Origin of the sequence: Cohaesibacter sp. CAU 1516 (assembly GCF_005771485.1) — a bacterium.
GTDB classification, from domain to species: domain Bacteria; phylum Pseudomonadota; class Alphaproteobacteria; order Rhizobiales; family Cohaesibacteraceae; genus Cohaesibacter; species Cohaesibacter intestini.
Genome location: NZ_VANT01000006.1, coordinates 268,510 through 282,205, shown reverse-complemented (window position 1 = coordinate 282,205; position 13,696 = coordinate 268,510). Strand labels below are relative to the sequence as shown.

Here is a 13,696-nt window from a genome sequence, read left to right as displayed (position 1 = left end):
AGGCTCCCAGACCCGATCCCATCCCGAACTCGGAAGTCAAACGCCTCCGCGCCAATGGTACTTCGTCTTAAGACGCGGGAGAGTAGGTCGCCGCCAGGCCTGTTAAAAGCAAATCATAAAAAAAACCCCGGTGTTCATATGAAACCGGGGTTTTTTGATTCTTAATATATAATACATAAATCATAGTAACCAGATAGAGATCAAACTCCGCAATGGGAAACCGCCAACATGTACGAGCGGGTGGTTCCTTGCTGAATGGCTAAGCAAAATACGTGGCTATGAGCATTAAATTGTTCGCCTTTTTTCGACAAATGGTTTGATAATCGCCCCCTCAGTGATGGCCATGTGGTTTTGTGCGCTGTACAAGATGCTCAGGACCCCGTGAGTCCAAAGTAAGACCCCGCGTCCTGCAATAGGTCTTGCTAATTTTGCGTGAGGAACATTTCGCGTGGACCTTTTAACTGCTTACAAAATTCCAATCGGTGATTTCGCACGTTCGGCGTTTGAGTGGATCAGAGTGTCTGCGGAAACGCCGCTTGATACGATTAGCTGGCTACTGGAAGAGAAGGTCGCTGCCATCTTGTGGCTTCTACAGTCTGTCGATCCATTGCTCGTAATTGCAGTCTTCGTTTCCCTGACTTGGGTCCTTCAACGCAGCGTCAAGACCTGCCTGCTGGTTGGAGGCGGGTTTCTTTTCATTCTTAATCAGGGCTATTGGGAAGAGACAACGGAAAGTCTCACCCTGGTGTTGTCCAGTTGTCTGGTCTGCATGACCTTTGGTGTGCCAATGGGCATTGTCTGTGCCCATCACCCAAGACTTTATGCCTTCCTGAGACCCGTCCTAGACCTGATGCAAACATTGCCGACCTTTGTTTACCTCATTCCGGCGATCGTCTTTTTTGGCATTGGCATGGTACCGGGTTTGATAGCCACCGTGGTGTTTGTGCTGCCTGCTCCGATCAGGCTGACACAGCTGGGAATTGCCTCAACCCCTGCGCCATTGATTGAGGCTGTTCGTGCCTTTGGAGGAACGGATCGGGATGTGTTGCTGAAAGCAGAATTGCCTCACGCCATGCCGCAGATCATGGCTGGTTTGAACCAGACCATCATGCTTGCTTTGTCGATGGTGGTCATTGCTGCTCTGGTTGGCGCTGATGGTCTCGGAGTGCCGGTTGTGAGAGCCCTCAACCAAGTCAATACCAGTCTCGGATTTGAGAGCGGCTTTGTCATTGTTGTGGTCGCGATTATCCTTGACCGGATGCTCAGTCGGAGAGGTCGGTCATGACACTGGCGGTAAAGATTGACACTGTCTCTATCGTTTTCGGCGAGGATCCTGAGGCGGCCCTTCCGTTGATGGATCAAGGCTTCGACCGGGCGGCCATACAGGACGAAACTGGTCAAATTCTGGGTGTGCACAATTGCTCGCTGGATATAGAGGAGGGAGAAATCTATGTCCTTATGGGTTTGTCTGGTTCAGGCAAATCTACATTGTTGCGGGCGGTGAATGGGCTTAATCCGGTGGTGCGCGGTGCTGTTCACGTCAATCACGGTGGCGCTTTGGTGAATGTCACCGGAGCGTCAAGGCAGACCCTGAGGCATATTCGCGGACGGCGTGTGGCGATGGTGTTTCAGCAATTCGGGTTGTTGCCATGGCGGACCGTGGTTCAGAATGTCGGGTTGGGGCTGGAGCTCTGCGGTGTGCCGAAGAAACATCGCAGGGAAGCGGCGATTGAACAATTAGCGCTGGTTGGTCTCGAAGACTGGGCTGACAGGGCGGTCTGCGAATTGTCTGGCGGTATGCAGCAGCGGGTCGGGCTTGCTCGTGCCTTTGCCACCCAAGCGCCAATCCTGTTGATGGACGAGCCCTTCTCCGCCCTTGATCCTTTGATCCGGGCAAAGCTGCAGGACGACTTGTTGGCACTGCAGAACCGGTTAAAACGCACAATCCTGTTCGTTAGCCATGATCTTGATGAAGCTTTCAAGCTTGGCAACCGGATTGCCATTATGGAAGGGGGGCGGATCGTTCAGAGCGGTCGACCTCAGGATATTTTTGCCCGGCCTGCAAATGCCTATGTTTCCGACTTTGTTGCTCATATGAATCCACTGGGGGTGTTGCGAGCAGAAGATGCGATGGTACCGCTCGTGGGCGTGCATTTTGATCGGACGGTGGCCGCTGGGCAGCTGCTGTCGGACATACTCGAGGTGGTTGCGCGAGCAAAGACACCCGTGGGTGTCTTGCATGGTGACCAGCTCGTGGGGCAGCTGACATCCGAAGGTGTGCTGTCTTTCCTGTCTGGTCATGTGCGCGAGGCTGGGTGACATTTGGTCTGGACGGGCCTCCGATTAGCCGATATGCACGGAGCCACGGCCTGATCAACAGGTCAACATTAACTTCGTCCCGCTCGTATCCGTTCGTGAGGCTCCATTGAAAAAGACACTGACGTCGCGACAGGCCTTCGAACGCTATGAAGCCGTTCGGGGGCGTTTCCCTTCCTTGCCTTTTGCCGATCTGCCAACGTCTACACCAGTGCCGCAGGTTCCGCATCTGGGGGCGGTGGCTGACCAGTATGATGCCTTCGTTTTTGATGCCTTTGGTGTCCTGAATGTCGGAGAAGTGCCGATCGAAGGGGCGGTGGAGCGCATCGCAGAGCTCCGAGCCCAAGGTAAAAGGCTGTTTGTGTTGACCAATGCGGCATCCTATGCGTTTGAGCAAGTCGTCGAGAAGTTTATCCGGTTGGGCTTTGACTTCCGTGCGGAAGAGCTGGTGTCCTCACGCGCTGTCTGTGAGCTGCATTTGAGCCATTGGGGCCCCGATTTTCAATGGGGTGTGATTGCGCCGACCGGTTTCTCCGCTCAGGAGCTTGATCAGTCCGTGGTGGCGCTGGCGGATGAACCGGCCCTGTATGATGCGGTGGATGGGTTTCTTTTCCTCTCTTCTGAATGCTGGACTGAGGCCCGACAGGAGCTTTTGGCTGGCAGTCTTGCAAAAGCCCCGCGGCCAGTGGTGGTGGCCAATCCGGATTTGGTGGCACCGCGAGAAATCGGCCTGACGGTGGAGCCGGGTTATTATGCTCATGACCTGATGGACCGGGTAACGGGGCTTCAAGTTGCCTTTCATGGCAAGCCATTTCCGAGTGTCTATGATCATGTTGAAGCGCTGGTTGGCCCCTCTTATCCGGTGTCGCGCATCGCGATGGTTGGCGACAGTTTGCATACGGACATCTGGGGTGCCATGGTGCGCGGGTGGGGATCGGTGCTGGTGACTGACCATGGCTTCTTAAAAGGACAGGATCCAATGGCGGCGATCCTTGAAAGCAAGCTCTATCCTTCTTGCATCGTGCCGCAAATCTAAGGCATCGGCCGCTCGGGCAGATGGGCATTCAAAGCTGCCGTTTTTTTGCTTCTTCTTTTGGTTGTATTGTTGATCAGCCAGGCTGATGACGTTGCGGTTCCCGGCGCAGAGCGATATCACTGGGGTACGGGGGATTTGTCATGCGTTTCATTCACGCCGCCGATTTTCATCTCGGCAAACCTTTTGGACAATTTGACGAAGAGACACGGGTTGCTCTCCGGCAGGCCCGATTGGAGGCGCTGCGGGCAGTGGGCGACGCGGCCCGCACGCATAATTCTCCCCTCATCCTGATCGCTGGCGACACATTTGATGCGGAATCGCCGCCCTCCAAGCTGGTCAAGCGGGCGCTGGATGTCATGGCGGCGGATCCATCCGTCAAATGGGTCTGGATGCCGGGCAATCACGATTCTCTCACGGCAGTGGATCTATGGGAGCGGATCGCTCGAGACAAGCCCGACAATGTGATTTTGGCGACGGAAGCAACCCCCATTCTGCTGGGTGAGGATACCGCAATCCTGCCTGCGCCACCCACGGTCAGAAGCCCCGGCTTTGATTTGACGGAATGGATGAGCCTTGCAGAGACCGGTGAGCGGATCCGTATTGGCCTTGCCCATGGAGGGGTGACGGACTTTGGCTCGGAAGAGGGGGGCTTGGCAACGATCCCGCCAGATCGCGCTGAGCGGTCGGGGCTTGACTATCTTGCGTTGGGGGATTGGCACGGCCAAATGGCAATCGCGTCCCGGTCATGGTATGCGGGCGCTCCGGAAGCTGATGGCTTTAAAGGCCACAAGGCGTCAGGTGTGCTATTGGTCGAGGTGTCAGCGCGGGGCGTCTTACCCTCTGTCCAGTCGATCCCGCTTGGGCACTATCAATGGCTGCGGGCGGATCAAACTTTCTTTCCCGGTTGCGACCCTGTGAGCATTTTGGAAGAGGCGTTGCCAGAGGATGCTCGTCAGCAGGCCTTGGTGCGCTTTGTCGGGTCCGGGCGGTTGGGTTTGTCCGAGCATGCGGCTCTTCGCAAGGCCTGCGAAGCGGTGGCCGACGACTTTCATTTCTTTGATTTCGATCTGACCCGGATCGGTATCGAGCAGTCGATTGAGGATCTCGACCTGATTGCTGAAAGTGGTGCCTTGCGGGTCGCTGCTGAAAATCTGTTGACCGAAACGAGCCTTGAAGGGCGGACTGAGGAGGATGCCCGCATTGCCCAAACAGCCCTGTCGCATCTGTTTCATTTGGCGCAGGAGGTGGGGCAATGAAGCTGCGCAGCCTGACATTGACCAATGTACGCCGCTTCGCCAGCCAGACGGTGACGCTCGGACCAATCGGGGATGGTTTGACCACCATCACGGCAGAAAATGAAAGCGGCAAGAGCACCTTCTTTGATGCGCTGCATGCTTTGTTCTTCTTTGATCATGGGGCCAACAAAAAGGAGTTGCGAAGCTTGCAGCCCTATTCTGGTGGGGCAATGACGATTGGCGCCGAGATTGAGGTTGAGGGTGAGGGATACCGGATCGAAAAGACGTTCAATCTCAGAAAACCCGGTTCCTCTGCCAGCGTCACGGCTGTTGCATCAGGCATCATTCTCAAACAGGCCGATGATGCGGAAGTCTGGATCCAGACCAATCTGCTGCAGAGTCGCAAGGGGCCGGTTGGCCTGTTGTGGGTGCGGCAGGGAATGGTCGGGGTTGATCCAGAAGGCAAAGGGGAAGGTGAGGGAATTGAAGCACGCCGGGATGTGATGTCGAGCGTGCGCGGACAGATCGATGCTGTGACCGGTGGGCGGCGGATGGATCAGATCGTCCAGCAATGCAAACAGGAACTGGATGCCATCAGTACCAAGCAGGGCAAGGCCAAGGCGGGTAGTGCATGGAAAGAAGCCGAAGATCGTGTTCAGATGTTGGATGAGAAACGCGGCGAGTTGGAGACCGCTGTTGAGGCCCTTTCCCATGATCTGGCGATGAAGAAAAAAGTCATGGCCCGTTTGCGAGAGCTGCAGGACGATAGGTTGCGAGACGAACGGCAAACCGCCATCGTTCGCAGTCAGGCACAAGTCACCCATGCTCGCGATCATGCACAAAAGGTCATCGCAGCTGACAAAGACCGGCAATTGCTGGTCAATGAGGTCGACGCAGTGGCTCGGCAGATCCATGAGATCAAGGCAAGTCAGGCCAAGCGCGAGGCATTGGCGCGTGCTGTGAGCGAAAAGCAAGCGGTTGTTGCCGGGGCGCTTGAAAGCAAGGCCAAGGCCAAGGCTGCATGCGATGGCCTTCAGGCGCAGATTGCGGAGGCCGATGCCAGACGGCGCACTCTGACCGAAGGACTCACTCAGGCCAGACAGGCAGACCGTGCGCGCCTCCGTCAGGAACGCTTGGTGGCGTTGGATGATCTGCTATCGATGATCCGGCCAATCAAGCAGCGCTTTGGGGCGCTGGAAGCGGTCTTGCGCGGCGCGGAGGTCAGCCGCGGCGACCTTGAGCGTCTGGTGGATCTTGAGCGCCGTCATGATATGGCGGTTGAAAAGCGCAAAGTGCATTTTTCCAGTTTCACCCTGTCGGCAGAGGGGCAATCTGCTCTATGCAATGGTGAAGCCATTGCCAGTGGCGTACCACACCTGATCGATCGCGGGATGGAACTGAACCTGCCGGGCTTTGGCACGATGCATTTGCAACCGGCTGAAGGTGCGGGGCAGGGCATCGAAGATCCCGAACAGCTGCTCAGGGATCTCAAACAGCAGCTTGCCGCTCTGTCGGTCGAGAGCGTCAAGGCAGCGCGGCATCTTTATGAAGAGCGGCAAACAGCCTTGCAAGATCAACAAAGCCTGCTGGTCCAGTTGAAGGCGCTGGCTCCGGCTGGCATCGAGGCTCTGGAAGCGGAAAAACACCAGATTTGTCAGGATCTGGGCATTGCCGTTGATGCTCCTCTCCCGCCTTTGCCAAGTGGTGGGGCAGATGGCGCGCCAAAGGTTGATGCGATTGAGGCGTCTTTGGCAGAGGCCAATCGCTTGCTTGATGGACTAAGGGCCGAGGAAAGCCGGGCGCGGGATGCCTATACCAAGGCTGTGGGGGCCTTGGCAGCGGAACAAGGTTCCTTGTCACGGATGTCTGCTGAGCTGGGTGAACTGGCAGCCCCTGAGGATGAGGCGACCAGACTTGAAGCTTTGGACCGCTTGCTGCAAGCCAAAACCGACAAGGTGTCCGAGGCACAAGGGGCGCTGAAGGCTCTGCAAAGGGACGCGCCGGATCTGGCGGCCGCAGAAGCTGCATGCCTGCGGGCGCAAAAGGCGGAAGAAGAGGACCAAAAGGAAATCGCGTTGCTGGAGCGAGAATTGGCGCGGCTCAATGGTGCGATCCAGATTCAATCCGATGGGGCGGTTGAGGAGAAACTGGCGGAGGTGGTTGGCAAGCTGGAACGGGCGACCCAGCGGGCGCAACAGTTCGAGCATCATGCCAGAGCCCTTCGCCTGCTGGTCGAGCATCTGGAGGCTGCCCGCGCCGAGGCACAGGAAACCTATTTCGAACCGATCCGCAAGGAGCTTTTGCCCCTGTTGCAGCAACTGCATGGAGGGATCGATTTTCAACTGGATGCGGATAAGTTGCTGGTTGAGACCATCACCCGCAATGGGGTGACGGATGCGGTCGAGGCCCTGTCCGGTGGGGCCTATGAGCAGATTGCCATTCTGACGCGACTGGCCTTCGCGCGATTGATTGCCCGACAGGGAAGCCATGTGCCGATCATTCTCGATGATGCTCTGGTTCATACGGATGATGAGCGGATTGCCGCGATGTTCAACATGCTGGCCCAGACCGCCAAAGATCAGCAGATCATCGTCCTGTCCTGTCGCACTCGGGCTTTTTCCGATCTGGGGGGCGAACGGGCCTTCATTCAGCAGGTCGGGGCTGTCTGAAAATTAGATTTTGACCGTCGGAAACGAGAAAAGGCCCCGATTGGGGCCTTTTCTTTGGTTCATTCTTCATCCAAATCGTCGGATCAGAAGTGCACCGAACGAGAGGTGCCCGGCACTTCGAGTGGCGGAGCAAATTTGGTCAGGTTGATGCCTTCCACTGCCGCCTTGTATTCTTCAAGGGTTGGCGTGCGACCCAGAATGGCGGACAGCACCACCACTGGGGTCGAGCCAAGCAGGGACTCGCCTTTTTTCTCTGGCGCATCCGCCACAACACGGCCCTGGAACAGGCGGGTCGAGGTGGCCAGAACGGTGTCACCCTTTTCGGCTTTCTCTTGGTTGCCCATGCAGAGGTTACAGCCCGGACGCTCCAGATAGAGAATATTTTCATATTCCGTCCGCGCTTCGGTTTTTGGCGCGGTGTCGTCAAACTCGAAGCCAGAATATTTCTGCAGGACTTCCCAGTCGCCTTCTTCCTTCAACTCATCAATGATGTTGTAGGTCGGGGCTGCGAGGACCAGAGGGGCCTTGAATTCCACCTTGCCCTTTTCGGCTTCAAGGTTGCGCAGCATTTGGGCGACGATCTTCACGTCTCCCTTATGCACCATGCAGGAGCCGACAAAGCCCAGATCGACCTTTTTCTCTGCATTATAGTAAGAGATCGGGCGAATGGTGTCGTGGGTGTAGCGCTTGGAGACGTCGGCATTGTTGACGTCCGGATCGGCGATCATCGGCTCATTGATGGCTTCAAGATCGACAACCACTTCGGCGAAATATTTCGCATTGTCGTCCGGAGTCAGCGCAGGCACGTCACCGGACTTGATTTCGGCGATGCGCTTGTCGGCGATTGAGATCAGGCGCGCGAGCGTGCCATTTTCATGCTCCATGCCTTTGTCGATCATGATCTGGATGCGCGACTTGGCCAGCTCGAGAGAGCCAATCAGGGTTTCATCGTTGGAGATACAGACGGAGGCTTTTGCCTTCATTTCTGCGGTCCAGTCGGTGAAGGTGAAGGCCTGATCGGCAAGCAGGGTGCCGATATGCACTTCGATCACGCGGCCCTGGAAGACGTTGTCGCCATGCTGTTGGAGCATCTGGGCCTGAGTGGCATGAACGACATCGCGGAAGTCCATGTGGTCAGCCATTTTGCCCTTGAAGGTGACTTTGACGGATTCCGGAATTGGCATGCTGGCTTCGCCGGTGGCCAGAGCCAGCGCCACGGTGCCGGAGTCGGCACCAAAGGCCACGCCCTTGGACATGCGGGTGTGGCTGTCACCGCCGATGATGATGGCGCGGTCATCCACGGTCAGATCATTGAGGACCTTGTGGATCACGTCGGTCATCGGATGATAGACGTCTTTCGGGTCACGACCGGTGACCAGACCAAACTCGTTCATGAATTTCATCAAGCGCGGGGTGTTGGCCTGTGCCTTCAAATCCCAAACCGAGGCGGTGTGACAGCCGGACTGATAGGCTCCGTCGACACTTGGGGAGACAACGGTCGCCGCCATGGCTTCCAGCTCCTGCATGGTCATCAGGCCGGTGGTGTCCTGCGAGCCGACAATGTTGACCTTGACGCGGACGTCCGAACCCGCATGCAGCGGCTTGTCGGAATTCACGCCAACCGCGTTGCGGTTGAAAATTTTCTCAACGGCGGTCAGGCCCTGACCTTCGTGGGAAATTTCTTTCGATGGGGCAAAGACCAATGGCGCTTCCACGCCGAGGGTTTCAGCCGCAAATGTCTGCAGCTTCTTGCCGAAGACAATGGCGTAGGAACCGCCAGCCTTCATGAACTCGACCTTCTGTGGGGAGAAGGCATTGGACACATCAGCCAGCTCTTCGTCGCCAGCTTCGTTGTAAAGCTTCTTGGTTTTGGAATTGATGGTCAGTACCGTACCGGTCTCGACAGAATATTTCTGTTCCAGAACCGGATTGCCATCATTGTTGAGAATCGGCTTGCCTTCGTCATCGAGCTTCTTGACCCAGTTTTTCAGATCAAGGCCGATGCCACCGGTCACGGATACGGTGGTCAGGAAGATCGGCGAGATGCCGTTGGTGCCCGCCACGACCGGTGCATAGTTGACGAATGGCACATAAGGGCTGGCCTGCTTGCCGGTCCACAGAGCGACGTTGTTGACGCCGGACATGCGCGAAGACCCTACGCCCATGGTGCCTTTTTCGGCGATCAGCATAACACGCTTGTCAGGATGCTGAAGCTTGAGGGCCTCGATTTCCTGCTGAGCCGCTTCCGAGATCATGCATTTGCCATGCAGCTCGCGGTCGGCGCGGGAGTGGGCCTGATTGCCCGGAGAGAGCAAGTCGGTGGAAATGTCGCCTTCGCCTGCAATAAAGGTGACAACCTTGATCTCTTCTTCGACGTCAGGCAGCTTGGTGAAGAATTCGGCCTTCACATAGCTGTCGAGCAGTTCCTTGGCGATCGGATTGCCATCCTTGTAGGCAGCCTCGATGCGGTCGGTGTCGGCTTCATACAGATAGACCTGAGTTTTCAGCACGTCGCCGGCCTGCTTGGCGATGGCAGCGTCGTCACCGAAGGCCAGATCGAGAAGAACCTCTACCGATGGTCCACCCTTCATGTGAGACAGAAGCTCAAACGCAAAGGTCGGGGAGATTTCTTCGACTACCACTTCACCAAGGATGATTTCCTTGAGAAACTTGGCCTTGACGTCAGCGGCGCTGGTGGTGCCCGGCAGGGTGTTGTAGATGAAGAAATTCAGGGAGTCTTCCCGATGGTCATTCTGGGCGTCCTTGATCTGCGTGATGATCTCGGCAAGCAGGGCGCCATCATCGATGGGCTTGGGGTTCAGGCCCTGAATTTTGCGCGTTTCGATCTCGTCTAGATAATTTGTATACAAGCTCATGGTGGTCCCGACAATGTAGCGTTGGAAGACGCTTGCGCCGTGCCAAATGCAGATCTGGCAAGGGGAGGCAAGCCCGATTAATGTCTAGGTAAATTAATCGAAGGCGAATTTCAATATATTCTACAGTAGCATGCGGTTTTTTGCATGGCTGCTTTGCAGGGTATTTGATGGCCAAAAAACCAGCAAATTAAAGATGTTGGCTCGATGTACCCGCGCAATGGCGAACCAGAGGCGGAGAAAGGATGGTCACGCCTTGGTGATGCTGAGCCCTTCGATGGTGGTGAAGCATTCAAGCTTGGGAGGTCCCTGATACTCCACCAGAGGCTTGACCTTGGCATGGGATTGGCGGAATTGCGCCGAGTGGGTCCAGTTGATGAAGGCCGCCTCATCCTGCCAGATGGCATGGGAGGCATAGAGAATGAAGCCTTCTGCGGTTTCGCTGCCTTTGAGAAGATCGAAATGCACAAAGCCCTCCATATCGAGCAGCTTGCTGTCGCGATTGGCCCAGATGCTCTCAAAGGCGTCTTCAAAGCCCTTTTTAACCAGAAAGCGGTTCATTGCGATATACATATGGCTGTTTCCTCTTCTGTGACCGTCTGGTGGTCACTTGTCTGGCTCCGGAGCCGGTGGGATCTTGAGGGCGGAGCCAATGACGCGGACTTCTAGCGCATCCTGTCGCCCGCGCAGCGTCACCGATTGCAGCGGAAATCCGGACAGATCGTGGCCGCAATATCGTGCCGTTCGTTCCGAGATGATCAATTGGGCGTCATGATCCTTGGACAGGCTTTCAAGGCGGCTGGCGGTGTTGACCACATCACCGATGGCCGTGATGCTGGTGGCATTGCGAAAGCCCATATTGCCGACAATCGACAGGCCGGAATGTAGGCCGATGCCGATTTTCAGCGGTGCATTCATCTCTGTCGCCAGATCCTCATTGAGTTTGTCTAGATTGCGGGCCATACGCATGGTCGCAGCGATCGCCTGACGGCTGGCGCTCTCGATGTTACCATCAATGCCGAAAAGGGCCATCACCCCGTCACCGATGAATTTGTCAAGATGCCCGCCAGAGGCCTCAATCGCTGTGCCCATGGCCGCGAAATAACGGTTCAGTAGATAGGCGACATCATAGGGCAGGCGGCTTTCGGACAATTTGGTGAAGCCGCGCAAGTCAGCAAACAAAATGACCAGATCCTGCTCCATGCCCGCATGATGGCGGGGTTGCGGTCCGGCATCCTTGGCACTGGGATTGGGGCCGAGCAGCGCCGTCACGCTGAGTGGCGATGGCGGGAACAACTGGCAAGCCAGCCGTACATTGGGCGGGGCGGATATCCGCTCGAGCACTTTCTGTTCGGTGGCGTCCGGGGGTGGCATGTCTGTCAGGCTATGATCAATCCGCACTCGGCAGGTCGAACATCGACCGCGGCCACCACAAACCGACGCATGAGCGATGCCAGCCGAACGGATCGTGTCCAGCAGGGACATGTCCGGGCGCATATTGAGATCGGCGGAAAGCCCGGTCTGGGGATTGCGATAATGCAGACGGGTCTTGGCCTTCTGGGCGTTCAGGACCCAGCGGATGAGGTGATAGAGAATGATGGTGACGATGATGGCGACGGTGACCAGACGCACCCGGAATTCGCCGCCAAACACCATTTGTGCCATGCCGGGAAAATGGGGGCGAATGGGGGCCAGCACCGCATCAAGCCAGCCAGGCTCTTGCACCTGCTCGATTATCCGGTAGCGGCCCGAAATCAACCCGGCCAAGGCCAAGGCAGGCACCAGAATGGCGATGAACAGGGCGGGGTTGCGGTTGCGTAGATACCAGCTTTTTGTCGACAGCCAATTGTGCCAGCCGATGCAGCCATGGGTCCAGACCACCAACAGGGCGACACAGAGGGTGATGGCCTTTTGCGGTGAGGCAACCCAGAGGGACCAGAGCTCATAGGAATAGCGCTCGCTATAGCCATAGACTTCATAGGTGACGCGGGTGGCAAAGACATGGCTGGCAATCAGCAACGGGATGAGAAAACCAAGGGTCAGCTGGATCCAGTCTTTGAGGCTGGTGCGCAGGGTGCGGCGGCGGATCACCGACCAGACGGCAAGGGTGCCGTGGGTGACAAGGGCGGCCGACAGAAGGATGGTGCCCGGCAGGGTGCGCCAAGGGGTGATGGTGAAGGCGGAGACCGCATTCATCGCCTCAATGGTGGTGATGCCAACCGCGTGATTGATGAAATGGCCAGAGACAAAAAGAAAGAGGATCAACCCGCTGGTCAGGCGCAATGTTCCGATCATGGCTGCCACTTCCTGTTTGGTGTCCACTCTTTGCCTGACAAGGCTGGGCGGATTGGTTTCATCATCAGACGGCTGGGTTTGCAGGTGCTTCCGACAGGATAGGCGCGGTGTGGGTTCGATTCAATAGACTTGTGCGACATGCTGTCGCGCTACCTGAGGCCAGAGAGCGGTTGGCATCAAAAAGCCCCGCCGCATTTCTTGCGGCGAGGCCTCGACGATGGGGTGGGCCAATACGATCAGGCGAAGGCCGGGATGATGGTCTTGCCATATTTGGCAATGATTTCTTCTTCATTGCCATTATCGAGATAGATGTTGAACTGGGTGACGCCAGCCTCTTTCAGCTCATGCAGCTTGGCAATGTGGGCGTCTTCGTTGCCCAGCACCGAGAAGCTTTCGATAATATCGTCGGTGATGAAATCGAGATAGGGATTGTCGCTCTGGCCATGCTTGGAATAGTCATAGCCCTTGCGGTCCTTGACGTAAGCGGTCAGGGATGCAGGGATATCCTCACGCTCGGTGCCATATTTCTCAACAATGTCGGCGACATGGTTGCCCACCATGGCCGGGAACCAGCGGGTGGCTTCGATGCACTCTTCCTTGGAGCCGAAATAGGCAGGAGCGGCAGCCATGACCTTATAGTCGGACATGTCGCGACCGGCCTTCTTGCCTTCCTCGATGGCCTGATCGGCCAGCCACTTGATGATTTTCGGCTCGGCGATCTGCAGGATGAGGCCATCGCCGACGCGGCCAGCTGAGCTAAGGGCTTTGGGGCCATAGGCTGCGACCCAGACCGGCAGTTCATAGCCAGTTGCCCATGGGAACTTCACCGGCTCGGGGCATTCGCCATACTGGGCTTCTTCGCCGCGCACGAGCGCCTTGACCACATGGGTGAATTCTTCCAGTCGCTTGAGTGGGGCCGGCTTTTTGCCCATCACGCGCACGGCACTGTCGCCGCGTCCAAGGCCAATGTCAAAGCGGCCGCCGGATTGTTTGGCCAGTGAGCCGAACAGGCTGGCAGCATGGGACCAGTCACGGGTGTTGGGGTTGGTCACGCAAGGGCCAAAGCGCATTTTTGTCGTATGTTCCATGCACATGGCCATGGCGACATAGCTTTCACGCCAGAGGATGTGGCTGTCATAGAACCAGCAATGGGTGAAACCGGCATTCTCGGCCTGCCGAACCAGTGCCCTCGCGCGTTCCGGCTCAACGAAGCCTTTGAAGCAAATTGCAAAATCCATGATGTCTCTCCGTTCGGTCGATGATTGTGTTTTT

Annotated in this window: 9 protein-coding genes and 1 rRNA gene; 6 read left to right on the top strand and 4 right to left on the bottom strand. The window is 56.7% G+C overall.

Annotated features, from left to right (window positions below; genetic code table 11):
- From rrf to FDK21_RS16170, 6 genes are all read left to right on the top strand, one after another.
- Positions 1–99, top strand: a 5S ribosomal RNA gene (gene rrf / locus FDK21_RS16195); the annotation flags it as partial.
- Positions 100–448: 349 nt separating this feature from the next.
- Positions 449–1,285, top strand: coding sequence for a choline ABC transporter permease subunit (gene choW / locus FDK21_RS16190; protein ID WP_138149833.1), 837 nt, complete (start codon positions 449–451; stop codon positions 1,283–1,285).
- The gene (gene choV / locus FDK21_RS16185) at positions 1,282–2,319 is read left to right on the top strand and encodes a choline ABC transporter ATP-binding protein (protein ID WP_138149831.1); all 1,038 of its coding nucleotides are present in this window, start codon (positions 1,282–1,284) and stop codon (positions 2,317–2,319) included. Before choW ends, choV begins: the two co-directional genes overlap by 4 nt.
- A 106-nt stretch (positions 2,320–2,425) precedes the next feature.
- Positions 2,426–3,352: an HAD family hydrolase gene (locus FDK21_RS16180; RefSeq protein WP_210238812.1), complete on the top strand. Its 927-nt coding sequence runs from the start codon at positions 2,426–2,428 to the stop codon at positions 3,350–3,352.
- 140 nt (positions 3,353–3,492) lie between these two features.
- A complete protein-coding gene (locus tag FDK21_RS16175) occupies positions 3,493–4,608 on the top strand; it encodes a DNA repair exonuclease (protein ID WP_138149829.1) in 1,116 nt (371 codons plus the stop codon).
- Positions 4,605–7,256 carry an AAA family ATPase gene (locus FDK21_RS16170; protein WP_138149827.1) on the top strand — a complete coding sequence of 884 codons (2,652 nt, stop codon included), beginning with the start codon at positions 4,605–4,607 and terminating at the stop codon, positions 7,254–7,256. The genes FDK21_RS16175 and FDK21_RS16170 overlap by 4 nt, the downstream gene beginning before the upstream one ends.
- Positions 7,257–7,339: 83 nt before the next feature.
- On the opposite strand, the gene FDK21_RS16165 is transcribed toward FDK21_RS16170, so the two are convergent.
- The 4 genes from FDK21_RS16165 to FDK21_RS16150 all read right to left on the bottom strand — a co-directional run bounded on the left by FDK21_RS16165 (position 7,340) and on the right by FDK21_RS16150 (position 13,662).
- Complete coding sequence (locus FDK21_RS16165) at positions 7,340–10,132, bottom strand: bifunctional aconitate hydratase 2/2-methylisocitrate dehydratase (RefSeq protein ID WP_138149825.1); 2,793 nt, start codon at positions 10,130–10,132, stop codon at positions 7,340–7,342.
- A gap of 246 nt (positions 10,133–10,378) precedes the next feature.
- Complete coding sequence (locus tag FDK21_RS16160; protein WP_114011111.1) at positions 10,379–10,702, bottom strand: antibiotic biosynthesis monooxygenase; 324 nt, start codon at positions 10,700–10,702, stop codon at positions 10,379–10,381.
- A gap of 33 nt (positions 10,703–10,735) precedes the next feature.
- A complete protein-coding gene (locus FDK21_RS16155; RefSeq protein WP_138149823.1) occupies positions 10,736–12,424 on the bottom strand; it encodes an adenylate/guanylate cyclase domain-containing protein in 1,689 nt (562 codons plus the stop codon).
- 236 nt (positions 12,425–12,660) lie between these two features.
- Positions 12,661–13,662: a TIGR03842 family LLM class F420-dependent oxidoreductase gene (locus tag FDK21_RS16150; RefSeq protein WP_138149821.1), complete on the bottom strand. Its 1,002-nt coding sequence runs from the start codon at positions 13,660–13,662 to the stop codon at positions 12,661–12,663.
- Positions 13,663–13,696: the final 34 nt, after the last annotated feature.